The organism is Streptomyces sp. CHD11, from assembly GCF_018638295.1.
Classification (GTDB): domain Bacteria; phylum Actinomycetota; class Actinomycetes; order Streptomycetales; family Streptomycetaceae; genus Streptomyces.
In genome coordinates, this window is sequence record NZ_JABTTS010000030.1 from 146464 (window position 1) to 169456 (window position 22993).

The following is a 22993-nucleotide window of genomic DNA, read 5'->3' on the forward strand; positions in this document are numbered from 1 at the left end:
ACGGACCGAAGGGTGGGCCGATCGGAGGATCGACCAGAGGCCTGATCGAGGGGCTGGTCGACCCCTGGACCGCTGGGTCGACCAGGGGGTTGATCCGTGGATCGCGCCACATGACCTGCCGGACCGGTGCTCATGTCGGCTATTCTGCTCCGAAGAGGACTCGGGCAGCGAAGCCCCCGGGTCCTTTTGTGCTTTCGGAAGCGTTGTATACGAACGCGGGAGACCGCGGGTGTACGAGGCCGTCGGACGCACGCAGCAATGCCGTAAACGTCCTCGCAGGGACCGAGGAGGAACCAGACGTTATGGGCGAGCGAACCGTGCACGACCACAGAACGGCCCCGAACCGAGCCATCCGGATCCTGGCAGGTGAGGAGAGTCGATGAGTTCTCTGCTGCTCCTGACCAACGCACTCCAGCCGTCGACGGAGGTGCTTCCCGCCCTCGGCCTGCTCCTGCACAACGTACGCGTGGCACCCGCGGAGGGTCCGGCCCTGGTCGACACCCCCGGTGCCGACGTCATCCTCGTCGACGGCCGCCGCGACCTTCCGCAGGTCCGCAGCCTCTGCCAGCTGCTGCGCTCCACCGGCCCCGGCTGCCCGCTCGTCCTGGTGGTCACGGAGGGCGGTCTCGCGGCCGTCACCGCCGACTGGGGCATCGACGACGTCCTGCTGGACACGGCGGGCCCCGCCGAGGTGGAGGCCCGGCTGCGCCTGGCCATGGGCCGCCAGCAGATCGTCAACGACGACTCCCCGATGGAGATCCGCAACGGCGACCTCTCCGTCGACGAGGCGACGTACTCCGCGAAACTCAAGGGCCGGATCCTCGACCTGACCTTCAAGGAATTCGAACTCCTGAAATATCTCGCGCAGCACCCCGGCCGGGTCTTCACCCGCGCCCAGCTTCTCCAGGAGGTCTGGGGTTACGACTACTTCGGCGGCACCCGCACGGTCGACGTGCACGTACGACGCCTGCGCGCCAAACTCGGCCCCGAGCACGAGTCGCTGATCGGCACCGTCCGGAACGTCGGTTATCGATTCGTTACGCCGGAAAAGGCGGAACGCGCGGCCGGCGAGACGAAGACCAAGGGCGACCGGCAAAAGGCGGCGGATACGGACGAGGCGCCCGCGGGAACCCCCGCCGAGGCACCGTCACGGACGTGACCGCCACACACATGAGCCTCGCGTCCGCGCATACGAGCCGTTTCCGCGCTGTTCGGAACCCTCTTCGCTCCCTGCCCGTCCCGGATATATCCGCGTAGACTCCGCGCGTGGCCAAGGTAACCAGGGATGATGTGGCGCGGCTGGCGGGTACGTCCACCGCCGTCGTCAGTTACGTCATCAACAACGGACCCCGGCCGGTTGCCCCGGCCACGCGCGAGCGCGTTCTCGGCGCGATCAAGGAGCTGGGGTACCGGCCCGACCGCGTCGCCCAGGCGATGGCGTCCCGGCGCACGGATCTCATAGGCCTGATCGTGCCGGACGCGCGCCAGCCCTTCTTCGGGGAGATGGCGCACGCGGTCGAACAGGCCGCGTCCGAGCGCGGGAAAATGGTGCTCGTCGGGAACTCCGACTACATCGGTGAGCGCGAGGTCCACTATCTGCGCGCCTTCCTCGGCATGCGCGTCTCCGGGCTGATCCTGGTCAGCCACGCGCTGAACGACCTGGCCGCCGCGGAGATCGACGCCTGGGACGCCCGGGTGGTCCTGCTGCACGAGCGCCCGGAGGCGATCGACGACGTCGCGGTCGTCACGGACGACCTCGGCGGCGCCCAGCTCGCCGTACGCCACCTGCTGGAGCACGGGAACGCGTACGTGGCCTGTGTCGGCGGCACGGCGGAGACCCCCGCCGTGGGCGACCCCGTCTCGGACCACGTCGAGGGCTGGCGGCGCGCGATGCAGGAGGCCGGCCTGCCGACCGAGGGCCGCCTCTTCGAGGCCCCGTACAACCGCTACGACGCCTACCGCATCGGGCTGGACATCCTCTCCGGACCCGACCGCCCGCCGGCCGTCTTCTGCTCCACCGACGACCAGGCGATCGGCATCCTGCGCGCCGCGCGGGAACTGCGCATCGACGTGCCGGGGGAGCTCGCGGTCGCCGGGTTCGACGACATCAAGGAGGCGGCGCTCGCCGACCCGCCCCTGACCACCGTCGCCTCCGACCGCCCGGCGATGGCCCGGTCGGCGGTCGACCTCGTCCTGGACGACGGCGTCCGGGTGGCGGGCTCGCGCCGCGAACGCCTGAAGGTGTTTCCCTCCCGCCTGGTGACCCGCCAGTCCTGCGGCTGCGCGTAACCGGCCCGCGCACGCCGCACGGCGGGCGCCCCGGCCCGGATCACCGCGCCAAGGGCCTCGCCCGTCCCGACACCGCGCCACCGACCCTTCGGCCGGACACCACACCGCGGGTGCCTGCCCTGCCGCGTGGACACCGCGCCGCAGGTGCCTGCACCGCCACCGCGCCTCTGACCTGCGTCCGGACACCGCAGCGCGGCTCCCTGCCCTGTCACCGCACCCTCGCCCTTCATATCGGGCATACACGGTTCTGTCGGGCTTCTCAGCGAGCACTCAGGGTGTTCTCATCGTCGGGCGCGAGGCTCGTGAACATGACCGAGAGCCCTCGCCCGAGCGGCGAGTCCGAGAGCAGCACGCACCAGGTGAACCCCGCGTGGCCGCCGCCGCCGGCGTACGCGCCGGAAGCCGCGGCGGCCCCCGCGCAGCCCTCGCACCATGTCCCGCGGCGAAGGCGCGCCCGTGGCCCCGCCACCCTGCTCGCCGCCGTGGCGATCGTCGCGGCGGCCGTCGGCGGCGGCACCGCCTACGGCATCCAGGAGCTGACCGGCGACGGCTCGGCCGCCTCCTCGAGTTCGACCAGCACCCACGTCGTACCGTCGAGCCAGAAGGGCACGGTCTCCGGTGTCGCCAGGGCGGTCGGTCCGAGCATCGTCGAGATCAGGGCGACCACCGGCACCGGCTCCTCCACCGGCTCCGGTGTGATCATCTCGGACGACGGTGAGATCATCACCAACAACCACGTCGTCGCCGGGGCCTCCTCGGTCAAGGTGCGCACCGACGACGGCACGGCGTACACGGCGAAGGTCGTCGGCACCGACAGCGGCAAGGACCTGGCGCTGATCAAGCTCGAGAACGCCTCCGGTCTGACGGAGGCCACGCTCGGTGAGTCCGACGGCGTGCAGGTAGGGGACCAGGTCGTGGCGATCGGCTCGCCCGAGGGCCTGACCGGCACGGTGACCAGCGGTATCGTCTCCGCGCTCGACCGGGACGTGACCGTCTCGACGGACCAGAGCCGGGGACAGCAGCGGGGTGGCGGCTGGCCGTTCGAGTACGACGGCCGCCAGTTCAACGGCGACACCGGCGGCTCGACCACCACGTACAAGGCGATCCAGACCGACGCCTCGCTGAACCCCGGCAACTCCGGCGGCGCGCTGATCGACATGAACGGCGACATCATCGGCGTCAACTCGGCGATGTACGCGCCCAGCGGCGCGGACTCCTCCGCGGCCGGCAGCGTGGGCCTGGGCTTCGCCATCCCGGTCGACACGGTCAAGGCCGATCTGCCGGCCCTGCGCTCCGGTGCGATGAACTGACGCGAGGCCGGGGAAACGTGCGACGCTGAGGACCCGGGAGACCGGACACCGGCCCTGTCTTCCCGCCCCGCCGCATCGCCGTCCTCCGCAGACAGCAGACAGCAGACAGAGGAACCCGACATCCGATGAACCCCGCCCCCGCAGAAGGCGACCGAGCCCCCCAGCGCGTCCTGATCGTCGACGACGAGCCGGCGGTGCGCGAAGCGCTCCAGCGCAGCCTGGCCTTCGAGGGGTACGGCACCGAGGTCGCCGTCGACGGCGCGGACGCCCTGGAGAAGACGGCGGCGTACCGGCCGGACCTGCTGGTCCTCGACATCCAGATGCCCCGCATGGACGGCCTCACCGCCGCCCGCCGCATCCGTGCCACCGGCGACACCACGCCCATCCTGATGCTGACGGCCCGCGACACCGTCGGCGACCGGGTGACGGGGCTGGACGCGGGGGCCGACGACTACCTGGTCAAGCCGTTCGAGCTGGACGAGCTGTTCGCCCGTATCCGCGCGCTGCTGCGCCGCAGCTCGTACGCGGCGGCGGTGGCCGCCTCGGCCGAGTCGGACGACGTGCTCACCTTCGCCGACCTGCGGATGAACCTGGTCACGCGGGAGGTCACGCGCGGCGACCGGCCCGTGGAGCTGACCCGCACGGAGTTCACCCTGCTGGAGATGTTCATGGCCCACCCGCGGCAGGTGCTCACCCGTGAGCAGATCCTGAAGGCGGTGTGGGGCTTCGACTTCGAACCGTCCTCCAACTCGCTCGACGTGTACGTCATGTACCTGCGCCGCAAGACCGAGGCGGGCGGCGAACCGCGTCTGGTACACACGGTGCGGGGGGTGGGGTACGCGCTGCGGCAGGGCTGGCCGGAGTGACCGGGCGGCGCGGAGCGGCCGGGCCGGTACGCCGTTTCCGCTCGCTCCCGATCCGTGCGCGGCTGTCCCTGCTGGTGGCGGCGGCGGTGGCGTTCGCGGTGGCGGCGGTCTCCGTGACCTGCTGGTTCATCGTGCAGGGGAAGCTGTACGACGAGATCGACGACGATCTGCGGTCGTCGGTCCTCACCCTCCAGCGGGAGGAGTTCGAGCAGCTCACCCACACCTGTGTCCAGGAGCCGTCCGACACGGGCACCATCGCCCCGCGCAGCAAGCAGTACGCCCAGCTGGTCGGCGCGGACGGCCGTGTCTGCGTGCTGCCCTACTCCGCGGCCGCGATCGCCGTCACGGACGGCGACGAGGAGGTGGCCGCGCACCCGGACCCGGAGGAGGGTGTCTTCCGCAACGGCACCGACAGCGAGGGCCGGCCGGTGCGCGTGCTGACGACGGCCGTCGTCATCGAGACCGGTCCGCTGGGCCGGGCCGTGGTCCAGGAGTACGCCTTCGCCGTCGCGGTGCCGCTCGACAACACCCGGTCCACACTCAACGAACTGGCCCTGCTCCTGCTGCTCGTCTCGGGAGTCGGCGTCCTCGGCTCCGCCGCCGCGGGTCTCGCCGTCGCCCGCGCCGGACTGCGCCCGGTCGACCGGCTCACCGAGGCCGTCGAGCACGTGGCCCGCACCGAGGATCTGGGCATCCGCATCCCCGTGGAGGACGACTCCGAGGACGAGATCGCCCGGCTCTCCCACTCCTTCAACTCGATGACGTCCGCGCTCGCCAGCTCCCGCGATCTGCAGCAGCAGCTCATCGCGGACGCCGGCCACGAGCTGCGCACCCCCCTCACGTCCCTGCGCACCAACATCGAACTCTTCAGCCGCAGCGAGGAGACGGGCCGCCCGCTGCCCGCCGAGGACCGCAAGGCCCTGCTGACCTCGGTCAAGGCACAGATGACCGAACTGGCCGCCCTCATCGGTGACCTGCAGGAGCTGTCCCGTCCGGACACCGATCCGCACGCCGGCCGCACCCAGATCGTCGCCTGGCACGACGCCGTCGAGTCGGCCCTGCGCCGCGCCCGGCTGCGCGGCCCGGAGCTGACCATCACGGCGGACCTTCACCCCTGGTACGTACGGGCGGAACCGGCCGCCCTGGAACGGGCGGTGGTCAACGTGCTCGACAACGCGGTGAAGTTCAGCCCGCCGGGCGGCACGGTCGAGGTCCGCCTCACCGGCGGCGTCCTCACCGTCCGCGACCACGGTCCCGGCATGCCCGCCGACGAACTCCCGTACGTCTTCGACCGCTTCTGGCGCTCTCCCGGCGCCCGCGCCCTCCCCGGCTCCGGCCTGGGCCTCTCCATCGTGGCGCGCACGGTCCACCAGGCCGGCGGCGAGGTCACCCTGGCCCCGGCCGAGGACACCGGCATGACCGCCACCATCCGCCTCCCGGGCGCCCCGACCCCGCCACCGGAGGCGCCGTGACCCGGCGGCGGCCCGGCGTCCCCGGGCCACCGGTGCGGCTCAGCCGGCCGGGGCCTCGTCGGGGTGGAGGGCGTCGAGGATGAGGGTGAGGCCGAAGGCGAACTCGTCGGCGTAGTCGTAGCCGGGCTTGAGCACCCGCTCGGTGGCCAGTTCGGTGAGGTGGGGGTAGGCGCCGGCGGGCATCTCGCGCACCAGGGCACCGGCGACCTGTTCCATCTCCGCCGTGTCCCCGAACGGCATGGCCAGCTCCTGGAGGACGAATCCGTACAGGTAGCTGTCGATCACCGAGAAGGCGTGCGCCGTCATCCCGACGGAGAAGCCCGCCGCGCGCAGCGCCCCGATGACCGCGTCGTGGTGACGCAGGGTCGCGGGGCCGGGCGTCGAGCGGGAATCCATGAGGCCGATGGCCCACGGATGGCGTCCGAGGACGGCGCGGGCGGAGTCCGCCCGGTGGCGCATCGCGCTCTTCCAGTCCGTGTCGCGCGGAGGCAGGTCGATCTCGCCGAACACCGCGTCCACCATGCCGTCGAGGATGTCCTCCCTGCCCGCCACGTGGTGGTAGAGCGACATCGCCTCGACCCCGAGCGGCTCGGCGATGGCCCGCATGGTGAGCGCGGCCGACCCCTTCTCGTCCGCCACCGCCACCGCCGTGCGGATCACGCGCTCGCGGCTGAGCGGGGTGCGCGCCGACGCCTTGCGCCGGCCCTTGCCTCCCTCGGGCATCCGCCCTCTCCCTCTCCCGTTCATTGACCAACTTACGGCATAAGGCTACCTTGCCTTACATCATAAGGTCGGCGATCCGGCGGAGGGGACTGTCATGGGGACTGATCGCATGCGCAAGGTCTGCGTCATCGGGGCTTCAGGGAAGCTGGGGCGGTACATGGTCCGGCACGCGCTCGAACGCGGTTACGAGGTGGTCGGCGTGTGCCGGGAGCGCAGCGTGCCGAAACTGGCGGAGTTCGAGGGCCGGATGACCGTCGTACCCGGGCCCACGAACGACCCGGACGTGATCCGGCGGGCGGTCGCGGGATGCGACGGGGTGCTGACCGTGCTGGTGCCCTGGGGCGTGCGGCAGTACGCGTCGGGCACGGCGCAGGCGGTGCTCGACCACGCACGCCCCGGCGCCCGCCTGGTGTTCTCCTGCGGCTGGCACATCACCCGCGACGGCAAGGACAGGTACTCACGGATGTTCCTGCTGGGCGTCCGGATCGCGTCCGTGCTCGCCAAGCTCCTCCGTGTGGTCGAGATCGACGACCAGGTGGAGGCGTGCCGGCGGGTGTTCGCCAGCGACACCCGGTGGACCGTGGTGCGCGGCAGCGACCTGGAGGAGGGGGAGAGCCAGGGCCTGCCCGTGTGGAGCCGGCACGTGGGCGATCCGGTCCTGGCCGGCAATCTGACCCGCCGGGTGGACTTCGCCCTGTTCATGGTGGAGGCCCTCACCGACGACTCGCTGGTCCAGGAGGCCCCGGCGATCGTCGGCTGTATGACGCCGAGTGCCCTCGCGCACGCCCCCGCCGCCGAGTGACGTCGTTCCGGGGCGGACTGTCGGTGTGCGGTGGTAGGTGTACCGGGTGAACACCGACCACGCCGATCCGGCGGACCTGGCCGCGATACGAGCGGCGTTCGAGGGCACGGAAGGACGGGAGCCCGCGCTGGGGTGGGACGCCGTGCGCGCCTTCGAGGCCGAGCACGGTGTCGTGCTGCCCGAGCCCTACCGGACCTTCGTCGCCGAGATCGCGGACGGCTCGGCCTCCGGACCGCCGCACTACGGGCTGCTGCCGCTGGCCCGGCTGCCCGACGACTGGGACGGCGAGGAGGAGGTGGAGCGTGATCCCAGCCGGCCGTTCCCCCTGACGGAAGCCTGGCTGTGGGAGGAGGAACAGGCCGGCCCGCGTGTCGCGGCTGCCTTCCCTGTGGACAACGCGGGGCGGGCGGCCCGTATGCCGCGATGGACATGGCGCGGGGCCGGTACGAGGCGTGTCGACGTCCTCGTACCGGCCCCGGCCGTGGCTGCTACTGCACGAGGGTGATGCGGTCCGCCGCCGGCGGGGCGATCGGGGCCGCCGGGGTCGAGTTGGCGGTCAGGTACTGCTCGAGGGCCGTCAGGTCGTCCTCGCCGACCAGGTCGCCCGTGCCTTCGCCCAGGGTCGGGAAGCCGTCGCCGCCGCCCGCGAGGAAGCTGTTCGTCGCGACGCGGTAGGTGGCGGCCGGGTCGATCGCGGAACCGTCGAGCCTGATGGAGTCCGTGACCACGCGGTCCGCGCCCGACCGGGTCAGGTCCAGGGTGTAGGTCAGCCCGGACGAGATCTGGAGGATCTTCGGGGCCGCCTCGTTCGGGCCGCTGACCTGCTCCTTCAGCGCCTGGATCAGCTGGGCGCCGGTGAAGTCCTGGAGGTTCACCGTGTTGGCGAACGGCTGGACGGTGAAGCCCTCGGCGAAGGTGACCACGCCGTCGCCCTCGGAGCCACTGGCCTCGTGGGTGAGCGAGGCACGGATGCCGCCCGGGTTCATCAGCGCGAGGTCGGTCTCCGGGTCCAGGGTCCTGCCGTACTCCAGCTGGGCGTCGGCGATCAGGTCACCGAGCGGGGATTCCACGCCGTCGCGGACGATGTCGCCGGAGATGTAGCCGATCGGGCGGTTGCCGATGGGCGCGGCGAGGGTGTTCCACCGGTCGATCAGGCGGGTCATGTCGGGCGCCCTGGGGACGCCCCGGGTGACGACGTGGTTCGCGGACTTCACGGCCGTACGGGCGATGTCACCCGTCCGGCGGTCGTACGTCAGCGTGGTGTCCGTGTAGAGGCGGCCGAAGGACGCGGCCGAGGTGACCGTGCGCGGCTTGCCGGACGGGTCGGGGATGGTGCAGGCGTACGCCGCGTGGGTGTGGCCGGTGACCAGCGCGTCCACGTCCGGCGTGACGTTCTCGGCGATGTCCGCGATCGGGCCCGAGATGCCGTCGCCGGCGCCCGGGGAGTCGCAGTCGTAGTTGTAGGAGGAGGAGGCCGGGAAGCCGCCCTCGTGGATGAGCGCCACGATGGACCTCACGCCCTTGCGGCGCAGTTCCGCGGCGTACTTGTTGATCGTCTCGACCTCGTCCTTGAAGGACAGGCCCTTCACGCCCTCGGCGGAGACGATGTCCGGGGTGCCCTCGAGGGTGACGCCGATGAAGCCGACCCTGACGCCCTGCTGCTTCCACACCCAGTAGGGCTTGAGAAGGGGCTTCCTGGTCTTCTCGTCGAGGACGTTGGCCGCCAGGTACGGGAAGTCGGCGCCCTCGAACTTCTTGTCGGTGTAGCAGCCGTCCACCGGGTGGCAGCCGCCGTTCTGGAGGCGGCCCAGCTCGCGCGCGCCCTCGTCGAACTCGTGGTTGCCGACCGAGGTGACGTCCAGGTCGAGCCTGTTCAGCGCCTCGATGGTGGGCTCGTCGTGGAAGAGACCCGAGATCAGCGGGGACGCGCCGACCATGTCGCCGCCGGCCGCGGTGATCGAGTAGCGGTTGCCCTTGCGGGCCTCGCGCAGGTGTGTGGCCAGGTACTCGACGCCGCCCGCGTCGATGGTCGTCGTCGTGCCGTCCGGCTGGAGTTCGGTGACCCGGCCGGAGGAGCCCGCCGGGGGTTCCAGGTTGCCGTGCAGGTCGTTGAAGGACAGCAGTTGCACGTCCTGGTAGCGGCCCGGCCGGTCGTGGTGGTGGCCGTGCGGCGTGCCCTTGCCCCCGTGGTGCTCGCCGGCGGTCGCCGACCCGGGCAGGGCGGCGGCGGCCAGCGCGCCGGCGGTGAGGACACCGGCGGCGGTCGCGAGAAGTCGGTTCGTACGGCGTCTGCGGCGCGGGTGGTTCGGGTGCTGCGCCGGGGATGTGGCTGGCATACGCCCCCCTGTGGGTCCGAGTGGGTACCGGCGCAGCCTAGAGTCAACGCGCGTAGCGCGACAGGCCATTCGGGGTTACATCCTGATGTGTTTTTCACCGACACCGTTGTCGTCCTTTGTGCGCCGCCCTTTCGCGCGATCCCCTTACCCTCGTACGCATGACCAGCGACGACTTCGCACGGCCCGGCCGGCCCCGCTCCCTCCAGACCCACGCCGCGCTCTCTCCCGAGCAGACCGAGGCGGTGCTCGCCCTGCTCGCCGAGGCCGCCCGGACCGACGGTCAGCAGGCGGTGTCCGAACAGGGGCGGCTGCAACTGCGCGGCGGGGAGCGGGAAGGGGTCTCGCACCTGCTGCTCCACGTCGACGGCGAACTCGTCGGATACGCCCAGCTGGAGGACACCGATCCGGTGGAACCGCCGGCCGCCGAACTGGTCGTGCACCCCTCCCACCGGGGCCACGGACACGGGAGGGCCCTCGGCAACGCGCTGCTCGCCGCCTCCGGCAAGCGGCTGCGGGTGTGGGCGCACGGCGGTCACGCCGCCGCCCGGCATCTGGCGCAGGTGCTCGGACTGACGCTCTTCCGCGAACTGCGGCAGATGCGCCGCCCGCTGGCCGGCCTCGCCGGGCTCGAGCCGGAGCTGCCCAAGGGCGTGCGGGTCCGTACGTATCTGCCCGGCCGGGACGACGCGGCCTGGCTCGCGGTGAACGCCGCCGCCTTCGCCCACCACCCCGAGCAGGGTTCCCTCACCCAGCGCGACCTCGACGACCGCAAGGCCGAACCGTGGTTCGACCCCGAGGGGTTCTTCCTCGCGGAGCGGGACGGCCGCCTCGTCGGCTTCCACTGGACCAAGGCGCACGAGGCGGAGGGGCTGGGCGAGGTGTACGTCCTCGGCGTGAGCCCCGACGCCCAGGGCGGCGGCCTCGGCAAGTCCCTCACCACGATCGGGCTGCGGTATCTGGCGGGCAGGGGACTGCCGACGGCCATGCTCTACGTGGACGCCGACAACAAGGCGGCGGTGTCCGTCTACGAGCGGCTGGGGTTCGTCACCCACGAGACCGATCTGATGTACCGGACCGAGACCTGAGCCGACGGCGCGCCGAGCCCCGTACCGGCTCCGTCGCGGCCGCCGCCCCCGTCAGCAGCACGGCACACAGCAGCACCGTCCAGCGGTCGTGGGCGACCGCCCACCTGGGGTCGCCGGGGTCCACGAAGAGAGCCCAGCTGTCGGGGGACAGCAGCGGCGCCAGGACCGCGGAGGCGAGCAGGAACCCGGCGACCGCCTGCCCCGGCCGGACGCTGTCCCCGCGGTGCACCGCCAGCGCCGCCCCGGTCAGGGCGAGGGCCAGGATCGTCGCCGCCTCGACGGTCGTCCCGGCCACCGGGGGGCGTACCGGCTCCGGGACGGCGAGCAGGGACGCGGTCCACCACACGGCGGCGACCGGGACGAGGAGGGCGAGGCGCAGCCCGTGACGGAGGGCGCGCCTGGTGGGGACGGCCGCCGTGATCTGCCGGGCCGGATCGTCCAGCAGGAAGGCCGCCCCCAGGGCGAAGGCCACGGCGGCCGCCCGCAGGGCGATCAGCGCCGACCACGGGCTCGGCTCGTCGTCCGTCAGCCCCGGGTAGGCGGCGAGCGACAGGCCGAGACCGGCGGCCGTCGCGATCATCCGCCAGGGCATGGTCCGTACGACCGGCCGCAGCAGCTCCGACGCCGACTGCGTCAGCGGCACCGGGGGTCTGCCGCCGGCCGGCGGCCGGACGCTCACCGACTCCCCGATCACTCGCACTCGTCCTCCCCCTCCGGCGCGTCCACGCCCAGCACCCCCGCGACCCGCTCGGTCGTCACGCCCGGGGCGGTCAGCTCGGCCCAGCCGTCCTTCACCTTCGCCGCGACCTCGTCCCGGGGCTGTCCCAGCAGGTCCACCACGAGTTCCGTGTGGGCGGTGGTCATCGACAGCGGCTCCGTCTGCGAGATGACGATCGCCGAGCCGGAGGCGCTGTCGTCCAGACGCACCCGCCGCAGATCGGCCACCGGGTCGGGCCGGCCGGCGAGGCCCAGCCACATCACGGTGACGATCCGGCCGTCGCACATCTCGCCCAGCGCCTCCTCCCCGCCGGTGACCAGCACACCGGCGACGGTGACGGCGAACTCCGGGACCCGGCTGCCGCCCCACGACGTGCCGACGGTCACCTCGTCCGGCCGGGCGGACGGGGCGAGCGCGGCGTCTCCGTCCAGGCCGTAACGCGCCTCGATCCGCTGCCGTACGGTCAGCGGCCGGTCCCCGGCGCCGCCTCCTCCGGCGCGGGAGCGCACGTCGTCCACGATCCCCGCCCAGTCGCCGGTACGCGGCCCCCACTCGGGGAAGGCGCAGTACGTGGTGCCGTCCCGTTCGACGCACTTCTGCGTCTTCTCCGGGGCGACGGTGGCCTGCTCGCGCGCCGCGGTCACCTCCTCCGGCACACCCCGGGACTGCCCCACCGCGCCGACCGTCGTCAGCGCCACCGCGCAGGCGACACACGCCTGGACGGTCCGCAGCCTGGCCCCGGAGACCAGCACCGCCAGCAGAGCCACGCTCAGGGCGAGGCCCGCGAGATAGAGGGCGTGCCAGCCGGCGGGGCGGCCGATCAGGTCGGACGGGAGCGTGGCGACACTGTTCTCGCCGACCGACGGCACCAGCCACCGTGTCCAGCCCTCGCCGGTGGGCTCCGCCGCGAGCGCGAAGAAGAAGAGGAGGAAGACGATCAGCAGCGGGGCGGCGAGAGGTACGGGCAGCAACCGGCCCAGCAGTACGCCGAACCCGCCGAACAGCAGCACCGACAGCGGCCCGACCAGGAGTTCGCCCGGGGAGCCGTGCCCGACGGCGCCCGGCTTGAGCGCCTCCCGGGTGAACTGGGCGCCCACGCACAGCGCGACGAGCAGCGCCACCGGCACGACGGACAGCAGATGCGCGACCGTACGGCGCCACGGCTGGACCATCAGCACGGACAGGTGCCGGTCGGTGTCGTGCCGGCGCGAGCGCAGCACGGCCTGGTGCACGCTCAGCAGCACCGCCAGGCCGACGAGCTGCGGCCCGTTCTGGGTGGCCCGGTCGACGTCCTGCAGCGCGGGGAAACCGTCGTAGGCGTCGAGGGCCCGCCACCCGATCCAGGCGGCATAGACCCCGAACGCGACCAGCACGGGCACCCGGAGCAGAAGTCTGCGGGTCTCGAAACCGGCCAGGACGAACACGGCCGCCCAGGAGGCGCGGCGTCCGGTCGTCACCGTGGCGGGGGCGGGACGCTCCGTCGTCGTGGTCATGCCGTCACCGCCGCGCTCGTGCCGTCGAGGGTCAGCAGGTAGCCGTCCTCCAGAGTGGGTTCGACCAGGTCGGCGCCGGTGGGCGGGTCGCCCACGTTGCGGAAGGTGCCCGTCCCGGTGCGCCATCCGGCCTTCGCGCCCGCGTCCCGCCCGGCGCTGCTCCACACCCGTCCGGCGGCCTGCGCGGTCAGCTCGGCGGGGGTGCCGTCGAAGCGGACGGTGCCGTCGGCCAGGACCACCACCCGGTTGCAGAGCATCGCCACGTCCTCCGTCTGGTGCGTGGACAGCAGCACCGTACGGTCCTCCCCGGCCCGCGCGATCAGCTCACGGAAGCGCATGCGCTGTTCGGGGTCGAGTCCGACGGTCGGCTCGTCGAGGACGACGAACCCGGGGTCCCCGACGAGCGCGGCCGCGAGCGCCACCCGCTGCCGCATTCCGCCGGACAGCTTCTTGATGCGCTTGCCGCGTACGTCGGCGAGCCCGGCCTCGTCGAGCGCCCGCCGCACCTCACGGTGCCGGGCGGCGCGGTCGGTGAGCTCCTTGAGGATCGCCACGTAGTCGACGAACTCGAAGGCGGTGAAGTCGGGGTGGAAGCCGGGGGTCTGCGGCAGGTAGCCGAGGTGGCGCCGCACCTCCTGCCGGCCGCGCGAGGTGGCGGGGTCGTGCCCGAGCACGGTGAACGCGCCCCGGTCTGCCGGTACGGCGGTGGCGAGCACCCGCAGCAGCGTCGTCTTGCCGGCCCCGTTGGGCCCGAGCAGCCCCGTGACACCGGTGGACAGGCTGAGTGAGACGTCGTCGAGGGCGCGGGTGCGTCCGTAGTGGAGGCTCAGCCCGGAGGCGGAGACAGTGGCGGTCATACGGAACTCCGTACAGGTAGAGGGGAGTCGAACGGGCGGAAGCGGTGGCGGGGCGGTGACGTGCACCGCGGGCCCCTGCGGGGAGCGGGGGCGGTCGGGTCGTCGCGCCCCCGGCGACGGGGAGCAGGAACAGTCGGGTCGTCACGTCCCCGGCAACGGGGAGCGAGGGCGGTCAAGTCGTCGCGTCCCCGGCGACGGGGAGCGAGGGCGGTCAGGTCGTGGCATCCCCGGCGACGGGGAGCAGGAACAGTCGGGTCGTCGCGTCCCCGGCAACGGGGAGCGAGGGCGGTCAGGTCGTGGCATCCCCGGCGACGGGGAGCAGGAACAGTCGGGTCGTGGCACCCCCGGCAACGGGGAGCAGAGGCGGTCAGGGCAGGGGCCGGGCGGCGTAGGACGCCGCGGCTCTCCGGCGGCGGGGATCCAGGCGGCCGGGCCCGCGGTGCCCCGGCTCGGGAGGGCCGGGGCATCCGGGCCCTTTCGCCCCGGCGTCCGGGAAGGCGCCGGGGAGGGTCAGGGTGCCTCCCCCCGGCCCACGTCGAAACGGTCACGGAGCAGGACGAGGAGTCCGGCGGCGAGTACGGCCACCGCCGCGGACACGCCCTGGCCCGCCGCGGTGAACGGGGCGAGCGGGCTGTCCTCACCGGCCCGTGCCGCGTCCGCCGTGAGCAGCAGCGCGATCCAGCCGCCGCCGACGAGCAGCGGCGCCGGTACCGGGCCCAGCCGGGCCGTGAGCGCGAGGGCGGTCGCGGTGAGCGCGAGGGCGGGCAGCAGCCAGGCCAGGGCGCGCAGCCCGTACCCGGGCAGGGCGAGGGTGGCGAGCCCGTTGAGGCAGAGCCCGGCGCCGAGTGCCGCCACCGTGCGGATCATCAGTAGCCGGAAGCCGTGCATCGGGGCGACGACCGCCATCTCGTACGTCGGGTCCAGGACGGGCCCGTACGACAGCGCGACCCCGACGAGGGGCAGCAGCGGTGCGAGCGCGAGGAAGAGGGTGGGCGAGCCGGTGGTGTCCTGGCCCGCGGCGACGGCCGCGGTGAGCAGGAGGACGGCGACGACCGCGCCGAGCCAGGAGCCGCGCAGCGCCGGGGTGGCCGCCAGCAGCCGTGCGGTGTGGTCGGCGACGCCGAGCCGCACGAGCAGGGACTCCAGGAGCCCCGGCCTCGGCGCGTCGAGTTCGGCGTCGAGGCGTTCCCAGCCCGCGTCGAGCCGGACGGGGTCGCCGGCCGCGGCGAGGACACTCCGGCAGTGGGCACAGGCGGTGAGGTGGGTGTCGGCCGACCACAGCATGGGCGGTTCCAGCTCGCCCCGGGCGTAGGCCCGCAGATCCTCTTCGGGTACGTGCCAGCCCGTTGTCGCGTTCGTCATGCCAGCGCCTCCCGGAGTTGCCTGCGGGCCCGCATCGCCCGTGTCTTGACCGTGCCCGGCGGGATGCCGAGCAGGACGGCTGCCTCGCGGGTGGTCAGCCCGTCGACGACCGTGGCCTGGAGCACCGCGCGCAGCTCCGGCGACAGCCGGACCAGGGCACCGGCGAGGTCCCCGTGCTCCACCCCGGCGAGTACGCGCTCCTCCGCCGACGCCTCGTCCCGGTGCCGCAGCCGTGCGAGGGTCTGCCGCAGCCGGCCGCGCGCGCCGGCGCCGCGCAGTGCGTCGACCAGCCGGCGCGAGGCGATCCGCCACAGCCATCCGGCGGCGTCCGCGCCGGCCGTCCCCTCCCGGTAGCGGGCCGTGCCGCGCCACACCGCGAGGAACGTCTCCTGGACCACGTCGTCGACGAGGCCCGCGTCGGCGCACCGGCTGCGCATGCGGGCGGTCAGCCACGGCGCGTACCGCCGGTACAGCTCCTCGAAGGCGCGCCGGTCCGCGTCCGCCGCGATCGCGCGCAGCAGCTCCCCGTCGCTTCTCGTTTCGCTCACGTCTCCTCATCGGACGCGCCCGGCCGACCGGTTCACAGGATGCCGGGTTGACTTTTCGCCCGCCCCGCACCACCCTTTCACTAGTCAACTAGTGAAAGGGTGGTTATCGAGTGGTCGACTACCGCATCGACCGGCACAGTGGGGTGGCCACCTACGTCCAGATCGTGCAGCAGACCAAACTGGCCCTGCGCCTAGGGCTGCTGGCGCCCGGCGACAAGCTGCCCACGGCCCGCGAGGTCGTCGAGGCCACCGCCGTCAACCCCAACACCGTGCTGAAGGCCTACCGCGAGCTGGAGCGTGAGGGCCTGGTCGAGGCGCGGCGCGGCCTCGGCACCTTCGTACAGCGTTCCCTGGGCACCACTCCCGCCGACTCCCCGCTGCCCGCCGAACTGGAGGCCTGGGTGTCCCGGGCCCGCGCGGCCGGACTGGAGCGGGAGGACGTCGCCGCGCTCTTCACCTCCGTACTCGAGACGTACTACCCGGCAGGCCCACCCGGCGCGGGGCCGGCACCCGGCCCGCCGGCAGCACCCGGCCCGACGCCGGCCCACCGCACAGAACCTCCGAAGACCTCTCAGGGAGACCCGTCATGACCGTCCCGGCCATCGAGGCAGACGCGCTGGGCAAGCGCTTCGGCCGACGCGCCGTCTGGGCGCTGCGCGACTGTTCCTTCAGGCTGCCCGCCGGACGCGTCTGCGCCGTCGTCGGACCCAACGGCGCGGGCAAGTCCACGCTGCTTACCCTCGCCGCCGGGCTGCTCGTCCCCACCGAGGGCACGGTCACCGTCCTCGGCACGGACCCGGCGACGGCCCGCCCCCGGGTGGGCTTCGTCGGCCAGGACAAGCCGCTGTACCCGCAGCTCAGCGTCGCCGAGACGCTGCTCATGGGCGCCGACCTGAATCCGGGCCGCTGGGACGCGGACACCGCCGGGCGGGTCGTGGCCGGCGGCGACCTGGACCCGCGGGCGCGGATCCGCACGCTCTCCGGCGGCCAGCGCACCCGGGTCGCCCTCGCCCTGGCTCTGGGCAAACGCCCCGAGCTGCTGCTCATGGACGAGCCGATGGCCGACCTCGATCCACTGGCCCGGCACGAACTGATGGGCGTACTGATGGGGCAGGCCGCCGAGCACGGCACGACGATCGTCATGTCCTCCCACGTAGTCGCCGAACTGGAGGACTCCTGCGACCATCTGCTGCTGATCGGCGGCGGCCGGGTCCGTCTCGCCGGCGAGATCGACGACCTGCTGGCGGCCCATACCCGCGTGGCCGCCCCCGCGGATACCGAGCTGACCCCGCACGCGGTCGTCGAGTCCCGCACCACCGGCCGCCAGCTCAGCGCGCTGCTGCGCCCGGCCGGACCGCTGCAGGGCGACTGGCGCACCAGCACGCCGTCCCTCGAGGAACTCGTCCTGTCCTACCTGCGCAACCCCGGCGCCCCCGCCCTCACCCCGGCGCCCGACACCACGGAGGCCGCCGCGTGAGCGCCACCCAGACCACCGCCCCGGCCACGCCCACCGCCGGCCCGGGCCCCGCGCCCGCCCCCCGGCAGCTGCGCTGGCTGATGCGGCTGCACCGCCCGGCCCTGCTCGCCGGTGCGGCGCTCGTACTGCTGACCGCCGCGGCGCTGCTGTGGCTCGGCGGCCCGCTCACCGACGCCTCGGAGACGGCCTGGCAGCAGTACAAGGCCTGCGACCACGACCCGAGCTGCTCCTACGAGCAGGAAGCCAACCGCTACAAGCAGGTCTACACCTACACGACCTACGCCGTGCTGGCCGTGCCGTTCCTGGTCGCCGCCTGGGCCGGCGGCTCGCTCACCGGCCGTGAGCTGGAGTCCGGCACGGCCCGCCTCGCCTGGACGCAGGGCGTCTCCCCGGCCCGCTGGCTGGCCTCCCGCCTCGCCTTCCCGGCCGCACTGATCCTCGCGGCGACCGGCCTGCTCGCCCTGCTGCACCGCCTGGCCTGGACCACGGCCGAGGGGCGCATCGACACCATCACCATGTCGTGGGACCACTTCCCCACCTTCTACGCCAACGGCACCCTCCCGGTGGCCTTCGCCCTGGCCGGGCTGGCCGCAGGCGTCCTCGCGGGGCTGCTGCTGCGCCGCGCGCCGGCCGCGCTCGCCACGGGCGCCGTCGCCCTCGGGGCGCTGTGGGCGGCCGTCCACGCCGTCCTGCCGCAGCTGTGGCCCGCGGCCACCAGGACCAGCAGCCTGACGTACGGCCCGAAGGGCTGGGGCATCGTGACCGGCCAGGGCGTGGTGACCGCCGACGGCGACCGGCTGGACCTCCCCTGCTACTCCAGCATGGCGCCCAGCTGCGAGGCGGCACTGTCCGACATGGGCGCCGTCAGCTTCTACCGCGACCTCCACCCCGCCGCCCACTACTGGCCGCTCCAACTGGTCGCCTCCGGCATCGTGCTCGCCGTCGCCGCCCTCCTGGCCTACACGGCCTTCCGCGTCCTGCGCCACCGCACCCCCTGACGTCCCTCCTACGGCCCCCGCCCGACCGCTTCACCTTCCACGGACCGGGGGCCACCCTCACACCCCACCCACCGGGCCCCACTGCGGGCGATCCCACCACCCCGCCCCGCCCCCTGCGGGCAGTCGTGCCTCCCCCGGTGCCTCGAAGGCCCGGAAGACACCCCCAGGGCGATGGGGGTCCCCCGCTCGAGCGCGGTCGAGGGTGGGGGAGAAACCGGGAATGGGGAGGCACCCCGCAGCCGCCGGGCCGCGCGACACCCCCGCCCAGCCCGACCGCCCCGCCGGCAGATACGCCGACCGGCACGCCCCTGACGGTGGACGCGAGCACAGCCGGAAGCGGGGAGCCCTCCCACCGCCGCACCGCACCACACCCCCGCGAGCCGCCGCCCGGCACCCCGCACGTCATGTCTCCGTAACCGCTGATTCAGACAGACTTGCGACGCTCGGCCAATGCATCCCGCCGTGCCAGACCCCGCACCGCCCCGACGGGTGAACGGGGGCACCGGTGCCGTCCCAGGGCCCCCACCGCTCCCTCCCCCGCGTTCCGACGCGCCCGTGACGCCCCCGGCACGGAAGAATGGGGCCATGAGCCAGCCCAACGCCCAGGCACAGGTACAGCACCCGCAGCCCTCCGTGGGCTCCATCGCCGCCCACCGCCCGCACACCCTGGCCGGAGTGGTCTCCGACCTGGAACCGGACATCGACGCGGACCTCGACGGTTACGAGGAGACGCCCACCGACGGCGCCCCCCTGCCCCAGGGCCGCTTCCTCGACCGGGAACGCAGCTGGCTCGCCTTCAACGAGCGCGTGCTGGAGCTCGCAGAGGACCCCGACACCCCCCTGCTGGAACGCGCGAACTTCCTCGCGATCTTCGCCAGCAACCTGGACGAGTTCTTCATGGTCCGCGTGGCCGGCCTGAAGCGCCGCATCGCCACCGGTGTCGCCACCCGCTCCGCCTCCGGCCTCCAGCCGCGCGAGGTGCTGGAGATGATCTGGGCCCGCTCCCGCGAACTGATGGCCCGGCACGCCGCCTGCTACCACGAGGACATCGCCCCCGCACTCGCGCAGGAGGGCATCCACCTGGTCCGCTGGAGCGAGCTGACGGAGAAGGAGCAGGCCCGGCTCTTCACCCTCTTCCGGCACCAGATCTTCCCGGTGCTGACCCCCCTGGCGGTCGACCCCGCGCACCCCTTCCCGTACATCTCCGGTCTGTCGCTGAACCTGGCCGTCGTCGTACGCAACCCCGTCACCGGCCACCGGCACTTCGCCCGGGTGAAGGTGCCGCCGCTGCTGTCCCGTTTCCTGGAGAGCTCCCCCGGCCGCTACGTCCCCATCGAGGATGTGATCGCGGCCCATCTGGAGGAGCTGTTCCCGGGCATGGAGGTGCTCCAGCACCACGCCTTCCGGCTGACCCGCAACGAGGACCTGGAGGTCGAGGAGGACGACGCGGAGAACCTGCTCCAGGCACTGGAGAAGGAGCTCATGCGGCGCCGCTTCGGACCGCCGGTGCGCCTGGAGGTAGAGGAGTCCATCGACCGTGAGGTGCTGGACCTGCTGGTGCGCGAGCTGAAGGTCAGCGAGGCGGAGGTCTACCCGCTGCCCGGCCCGCTCGACCTCACCGGCCTCTTCCGCATCCACAGCCTGGACCGGCCCGAGCTGAAGTACCCGAAGTTCGTCGCGGGCACCCACCGCGACCTGGCGGAGGTCGAGTCCGCGTCGGCCCCCGACATCTTCGCGGCCCTGCGCAGCCGGGACGTGCTGCTGCACCACCCCTACGACTCCTTCTCCACCTCCGTGCAGGCGTTCCTGGAGCAGGCGGCCGGCGACCCCGACGTCCTCGCCATCAAGCAGACCCTGTACCGGACGTCCGGTGACTCCCCCATAGTCGACGCGCTCATCGACGCCGCCGAGTCCGGCAAGCAGGTCCTCGTCCTGGTCGAGATCAAGGCCCGCTTCGACGAACACGCCAACATCAAGTGGGCGCGCAAGCTGGAGGAGGCGGGCTGCCACGTCGTCTACGGCCTGGTCGGCCTGAAGACCCACTGCAAGCTGTCCCTGGTGGTCCGTCAGGAGGGCGACACGCTACGGCGCTACAGCCACGTCGGCACCGGCAACTACCACCCGAAGACGGCCCGCCTCTACGAGGACCTCGGCGTGCTCACCGCCGACCCGCAGGTCGGCGCGGACCTCTCCGACCTGTTCAACCGCCTCTCCGGCTACTCCCGCCGCGAGACCTACCGACGGCTCCTCGTCGCCCCCAAGTCACTGCGCGACGGCCTGGTCTCGCGGATCGACAAGGAGGCCCGGCACCACCGTGCCGGGCGGCCCGCGTACGTACGGATCAAGGTCAACTCGATGGTCGACGAGGCGGTCATCGACGCCTGCTACCGGGCGTCGCAGGCGGGCGTCCCGGTGGACATCTGGGTGCGCGGCATCTGTGCCATCCGGCCGGGCGTGGAGGGGCTGTCGGAGAACGTCCGGGTACGGTCCGTCCTCGGCCGCTTCCTGGAGCACTCCCGCGTCTTCGCCTTCGGCAACGGCGGTGAGCCCGAGGTGTGGTTCGGCAGCGCCGACATGATGCACCGCAACCTCGACCGCCGAATAGAGGCACTGGTACGGATCACCGACCCGGCCCACCGCGCCGCGCTCAACCGGCTGCTGGAGACCGGCATGTCCGACACCACGGCCTCCTGGCACCTCGGCCCGGACGGCGAGTGGACGCGGCACTCGACGGACCTGGACGGCCAGCCCCTGCGCAATGTCCAGGAGATGCTCATAGACGCCCGGAGGCGCCGGCGTGGCACAGCGACACCTTGATCCGACGGACCCCGCGGCCGGTCCCGCGGACCCCGTACCGGCCGACGCGCTGGCCGGCTATCTGCGGGCCCGGGCCACCGAGTTCCTCCGCGCGCTGCGCCTCCACCGGGAGGCCGGCGCGGGTGCGGCCGCGTCGGAGGAGTCCGTCGAGGCGGCCCGCGCGCTGCGCCGCGCGGCCCGCCGGATCAGCGCCGGCCTCCACACCTTCCAGCCGGTGCTCGACCCCGACTGGTCGGAGGCGCTGCGCCCCGAACTGGCCTGGGTCTGCGGCACCCTGGCCCAGGAGCACGCCTGCGCCGCCCGTCTGGACCAGCTCCTCCTGGCCCTGCACCGCCTGTCCGGGGCGGCCCCCTTCCCCGCCCAGGCCCCGGCCCCCGTGCGCGGAGCGGCCACCGCATGCCGGCCGGCCGGCGGCCCCGAGCACTCCCCCGGGCCCGCCGGCACGGCGGCCCTCACCACCACGCCACCCCGCACCGACGTGCTCACCTCCGACGCGGACCGTGCCGCCCGGCCCGTCCCCGCCCCCGACCGGGGCGGTCTCACCGTCGGTGCCGCCAAGGCCGGCGCCCTGCTGGACCGGCAGCTGACGCTGGCCCGGACCCGGGCGCACTCCACCGCGCTGCAGGCCCTCGGCTCCTCCCGGTTCCACGGGGTCGCCGACAAGGTCGCCTTACTCGCCAGCGAGGTGCCGCTGTCCCCGGCGGCCGACGGCGCCGACCTGCGCCCGCAGGCCGACGCCGCGCGGGAACGGCTCGCCGCCGCCGTCGCCGCGCTGCCGCTGCTCACGGCGGGCAGCCCGTACAACGCGGAGGCGCTGATCCACGGGCTCTCCCCGGACCCCTCCCCGCACCCGCAGGACGCCCCCTGGCACCAGGTGCGCCTCCTCCTGCGCCTGCACCGCTACGCCCGCGAGGTCCTGGGCACCGCAACCGACACCGGCACCGGCCTCCGTCTCCGCGCCGCCGGCGAGGCCCTCGACCGGCACCGCAACGCCTCCGAGGCGGCCGCCGCCGCCGCGCAGGCGGCCCGCACGCCGCGGATCGCCCCGGCCACGGCGTACGCGCTGGGCGTGCTCCACGCCGATCAGCGGCATGAGGTGGAGGCAGCGCGGTACGCGTTCCAGCACGCCTGGCAGAAGACGGCCCCCGGCTCCCGGCCGGCGGACACCGGCAAACCGCCGGCCTGACACGGCGCAGGGCACGGCGCCACAGGTGCGAGCACCGGCACGGCACGGAAACGGCAGACCCACGGAGGGCAGACGGTGAACACCCCCGGCTCCGGCGACCCCCGTCCCCGCACCCTCACCGTCCAGGCCGCGGGCTGCGTCCTGTGGCGCCGCTCCCCCGTGACCGGCACCCTTGAGCTGTGTCTCGTCCACCGGCCGAAGTACGACGACTGGTCCTGGCCCAAGGGCAAGCTGAAGCGCGGTGAGGACCCGCTGGCCGGCGCCCTGCGCGAGGTCGCCGAGGAGACGGGCCACACCGCCGTACCGACCGCCGGGCTCCCCACCGCGCGCTATCTCGCGAACGGCCGGCCCAAGCAGGTCCGCTACTGGGCCGCCGAAGCGGTCGCCGGCACCTTCACCCCGAACAACGAGGTCGACCGCGTCCTCTGGCTGTCCCCGGACGCCGCCCGCGCCCACCTCACCCGCGCCGACGACGCCGCCCTCGTGGACGCCCTCCTCGCCACCCTCCGCCCGGCACGGTGACCGCCCGCTATCACCCCGTGTCCTGGGCGTGAGCTTTCCGTGACCTCACCGCACCGCCCTCAGGGGTTCACCCCCCGTTCATGTACGCCCATCGGACGCTTCACCTCTTCTGCCTAATTTCGGCCTTACGCG

General features: G+C 73.3%; 21 protein-coding genes. 14 read left to right on the forward strand and 7 right to left on the reverse strand.

What is annotated here, in order from left to right; translation table 11 throughout:
• Nucleotides 1-379: 379 nt before the first annotated feature.
• The 5 genes from HTV45_RS27095 to HTV45_RS27115 all read left to right on the forward strand — a co-directional run bounded on the left by HTV45_RS27095 (nucleotide 380) and on the right by HTV45_RS27115 (nucleotide 5937).
• Entirely contained in the window at nucleotides 380-1159 is a 780-nt protein-coding gene (locus tag HTV45_RS27095) for a response regulator transcription factor (RefSeq protein WP_215208509.1), read from the forward strand.
• 107 nt (nucleotides 1160-1266) lie between these two features.
• Nucleotides 1267-2289 (forward strand): LacI family DNA-binding transcriptional regulator, encoded by a 1023-nt coding sequence (locus HTV45_RS27100; protein ID WP_215208510.1) that lies wholly within the window; start codon nucleotides 1267-1269, stop codon nucleotides 2287-2289.
• A 308-nt stretch (nucleotides 2290-2597) separates the two neighbouring features.
• Nucleotides 2598-3599 (forward strand): S1C family serine protease, encoded by a 1002-nt coding sequence (locus HTV45_RS27105; protein WP_215208511.1) that lies wholly within the window; start codon nucleotides 2598-2600, stop codon nucleotides 3597-3599.
• A 125-nt stretch (nucleotides 3600-3724) separates the two neighbouring features.
• Entirely contained in the window at nucleotides 3725-4465 is a 741-nt protein-coding gene (locus tag HTV45_RS27110; protein WP_215208512.1) for a response regulator transcription factor, read from the forward strand.
• On the forward strand, nucleotides 4462-5937 hold the full coding sequence (locus HTV45_RS27115) for a cell wall metabolism sensor histidine kinase WalK (protein ID WP_215208513.1): 1476 nt from the start codon (nucleotides 4462-4464) through the stop codon (nucleotides 5935-5937). Before HTV45_RS27110 ends, HTV45_RS27115 begins: the two co-directional genes overlap by 4 nt.
• A gap of 39 nt (nucleotides 5938-5976) precedes the next feature.
• On the opposite strand, the gene HTV45_RS27120 is transcribed toward HTV45_RS27115, so the two are convergent.
• Complete coding sequence (locus tag HTV45_RS27120) at nucleotides 5977-6660, reverse strand: TetR/AcrR family transcriptional regulator (RefSeq protein WP_215208514.1); 684 nt, start codon at nucleotides 6658-6660, stop codon at nucleotides 5977-5979.
• Between the two features lie 94 nt (nucleotides 6661-6754).
• Between HTV45_RS27120 and HTV45_RS27125 the strand changes: the two genes are divergently transcribed.
• On the forward strand, nucleotides 6755-7462 hold the full coding sequence (locus HTV45_RS27125) for an NAD(P)-dependent oxidoreductase (RefSeq protein WP_215208515.1): 708 nt from the start codon (nucleotides 6755-6757) through the stop codon (nucleotides 7460-7462).
• 46 nt (nucleotides 7463-7508) lie between these two features.
• Nucleotides 7509-7967: an SMI1/KNR4 family protein gene (locus HTV45_RS35075; RefSeq protein ID WP_215208516.1), complete on the forward strand. Its 459-nt coding sequence runs from the start codon at nucleotides 7509-7511 to the stop codon at nucleotides 7965-7967.
• Here HTV45_RS35075 and HTV45_RS27135 read toward each other — a convergent pair.
• On the reverse strand, nucleotides 7951-9798 hold the full coding sequence (locus HTV45_RS27135) for a bifunctional UDP-sugar hydrolase/5'-nucleotidase (RefSeq protein WP_215208517.1): 1848 nt from the start codon (nucleotides 9796-9798) through the stop codon (nucleotides 7951-7953). The two genes, HTV45_RS35075 and HTV45_RS27135, sit on opposite strands and share 17 nt — an antisense overlap.
• A gap of 158 nt (nucleotides 9799-9956) precedes the next feature.
• Between HTV45_RS27135 and mshD the strand changes: the two genes are divergently transcribed.
• Nucleotides 9957-10883 carry a mycothiol synthase gene (mshD, locus tag HTV45_RS27140; RefSeq protein ID WP_215208518.1) on the forward strand — a complete coding sequence of 309 codons (927 nt, stop codon included), beginning with the start codon at nucleotides 9957-9959 and terminating at the stop codon, nucleotides 10881-10883.
• Here the strand turns inward: mshD and HTV45_RS27145 are convergent.
• The 5 genes from HTV45_RS27145 to HTV45_RS27165 form a co-directional block, all read right to left on the reverse strand.
• Entirely contained in the window at nucleotides 10843-11583 is a 741-nt protein-coding gene (locus tag HTV45_RS27145; protein WP_308309763.1) for an ABC transporter, read from the reverse strand. The genes mshD and HTV45_RS27145 overlap by 41 nt on opposite strands.
• Nucleotides 11574-13094, reverse strand: coding sequence for an ABC transporter permease (locus tag HTV45_RS27150; RefSeq protein WP_215208519.1), 1521 nt, complete (start codon nucleotides 13092-13094; stop codon nucleotides 11574-11576). Before HTV45_RS27150 ends, HTV45_RS27145 begins: the two co-directional genes overlap by 10 nt.
• Nucleotides 13091-13951 carry an ABC transporter ATP-binding protein gene (locus HTV45_RS27155; RefSeq protein ID WP_215208520.1) on the reverse strand — a complete coding sequence of 287 codons (861 nt, stop codon included), beginning with the start codon at nucleotides 13949-13951 and terminating at the stop codon, nucleotides 13091-13093. Before HTV45_RS27155 ends, HTV45_RS27150 begins: the two co-directional genes overlap by 4 nt.
• A 510-nt stretch (nucleotides 13952-14461) precedes the next feature.
• Nucleotides 14462-15313, reverse strand: a complete 852-nt coding sequence (locus tag HTV45_RS27160; RefSeq protein WP_215208521.1) for a zf-HC2 domain-containing protein — start codon at nucleotides 15311-15313, stop codon at nucleotides 14462-14464.
• On the reverse strand, nucleotides 15310-15861 hold the full coding sequence (locus HTV45_RS27165) for an RNA polymerase sigma factor (RefSeq protein WP_215208522.1): 552 nt from the start codon (nucleotides 15859-15861) through the stop codon (nucleotides 15310-15312). The genes HTV45_RS27160 and HTV45_RS27165 overlap by 4 nt, the downstream gene beginning before the upstream one ends.
• A gap of 110 nt (nucleotides 15862-15971) precedes the next feature.
• On the opposite strand from HTV45_RS27165, the gene HTV45_RS27170 reads away from it, so the two are divergent.
• The 6 genes from HTV45_RS27170 to HTV45_RS27195 all read left to right on the forward strand — a co-directional run bounded on the left by HTV45_RS27170 (nucleotide 15972) and on the right by HTV45_RS27195 (nucleotide 22861).
• Nucleotides 15972-16451, forward strand: coding sequence for a GntR family transcriptional regulator (locus HTV45_RS27170; protein ID WP_215208523.1), 480 nt, complete (start codon nucleotides 15972-15974; stop codon nucleotides 16449-16451).
• The gene (locus HTV45_RS27175) at nucleotides 16448-17338 is read left to right on the forward strand and encodes an ABC transporter ATP-binding protein (protein ID WP_215208524.1); all 891 of its coding nucleotides are present in this window, start codon (nucleotides 16448-16450) and stop codon (nucleotides 17336-17338) included. The genes HTV45_RS27170 and HTV45_RS27175 overlap by 4 nt, the downstream gene beginning before the upstream one ends.
• On the forward strand, nucleotides 17335-18336 hold the full coding sequence (locus tag HTV45_RS27180; RefSeq protein WP_215208525.1) for an ABC transporter permease: 1002 nt from the start codon (nucleotides 17335-17337) through the stop codon (nucleotides 18334-18336). The genes HTV45_RS27175 and HTV45_RS27180 overlap by 4 nt, the downstream gene beginning before the upstream one ends.
• A 585-nt stretch (nucleotides 18337-18921) precedes the next feature.
• Nucleotides 18922-21153 carry an RNA degradosome polyphosphate kinase gene (locus HTV45_RS27185; RefSeq protein WP_215208526.1) on the forward strand — a complete coding sequence of 744 codons (2232 nt, stop codon included), beginning with the start codon at nucleotides 18922-18924 and terminating at the stop codon, nucleotides 21151-21153.
• Nucleotides 21134-22339: a CHAD domain-containing protein gene (locus HTV45_RS27190; protein ID WP_215208527.1), complete on the forward strand. Its 1206-nt coding sequence runs from the start codon at nucleotides 21134-21136 to the stop codon at nucleotides 22337-22339. The genes HTV45_RS27185 and HTV45_RS27190 overlap by 20 nt, the downstream gene beginning before the upstream one ends.
• 75 nt (nucleotides 22340-22414) lie before the next feature.
• Nucleotides 22415-22861, forward strand: a complete 447-nt coding sequence (locus HTV45_RS27195; RefSeq protein ID WP_215208528.1) for an NUDIX hydrolase — start codon at nucleotides 22415-22417, stop codon at nucleotides 22859-22861.
• Nucleotides 22862-22993 lie beyond the last annotated feature (132 nt).

Excerpts from the sequence above, each read along its gene's own strand:
- HTV45_RS27095 (WP_215208509.1), top strand. The coding sequence starts at position 380 with ATGAGTTCTCTGCTGCTCCTGACCAACGCACTCCAGCCGTCGACGGAG.
- HTV45_RS27105 (WP_215208511.1), top strand. The coding sequence starts at position 2,598 with ATGACCGAGAGCCCTCGCCCGAGCGGCGAGTCCGAGAGCAGCACGCAC.
- HTV45_RS27110 (WP_215208512.1), top strand. The coding sequence starts at position 3,725 with ATGAACCCCGCCCCCGCAGAAGGCGACCGAGCCCCCCAGCGCGTCCTG.
- HTV45_RS27120 (WP_215208514.1), bottom strand. The coding sequence starts at position 6,660 with ATGCCCGAGGGAGGCAAGGGCCGGCGCAAGGCGTCGGCGCGCACCCCG.
- HTV45_RS27125 (WP_215208515.1), top strand. The coding sequence starts at position 6,755 with ATGGGGACTGATCGCATGCGCAAGGTCTGCGTCATCGGGGCTTCAGGG.
- HTV45_RS27135 (WP_215208517.1), bottom strand. The coding sequence starts at position 9,798 with ATGCCAGCCACATCCCCGGCGCAGCACCCGAACCACCCGCGCCGCAGA.
- mshD (WP_215208518.1), top strand. The coding sequence starts at position 9,957 with ATGACCAGCGACGACTTCGCACGGCCCGGCCGGCCCCGCTCCCTCCAG.
- HTV45_RS27150 (WP_215208519.1), bottom strand. The coding sequence starts at position 13,094 with ATGACCACGACGACGGAGCGTCCCGCCCCCGCCACGGTGACGACCGGA.
- HTV45_RS27155 (WP_215208520.1), bottom strand. The coding sequence starts at position 13,951 with ATGACCGCCACTGTCTCCGCCTCCGGGCTGAGCCTCCACTACGGACGC.
- HTV45_RS27160 (WP_215208521.1), bottom strand. The coding sequence starts at position 15,313 with ATGACGAACGCGACAACGGGCTGGCACGTACCCGAAGAGGATCTGCGG.
- HTV45_RS27175 (WP_215208524.1), top strand. The coding sequence starts at position 16,448 with ATGACCGTCCCGGCCATCGAGGCAGACGCGCTGGGCAAGCGCTTCGGC.
- HTV45_RS27185 (WP_215208526.1), top strand. The coding sequence starts at position 18,922 with ATGAGCCAGCCCAACGCCCAGGCACAGGTACAGCACCCGCAGCCCTCC.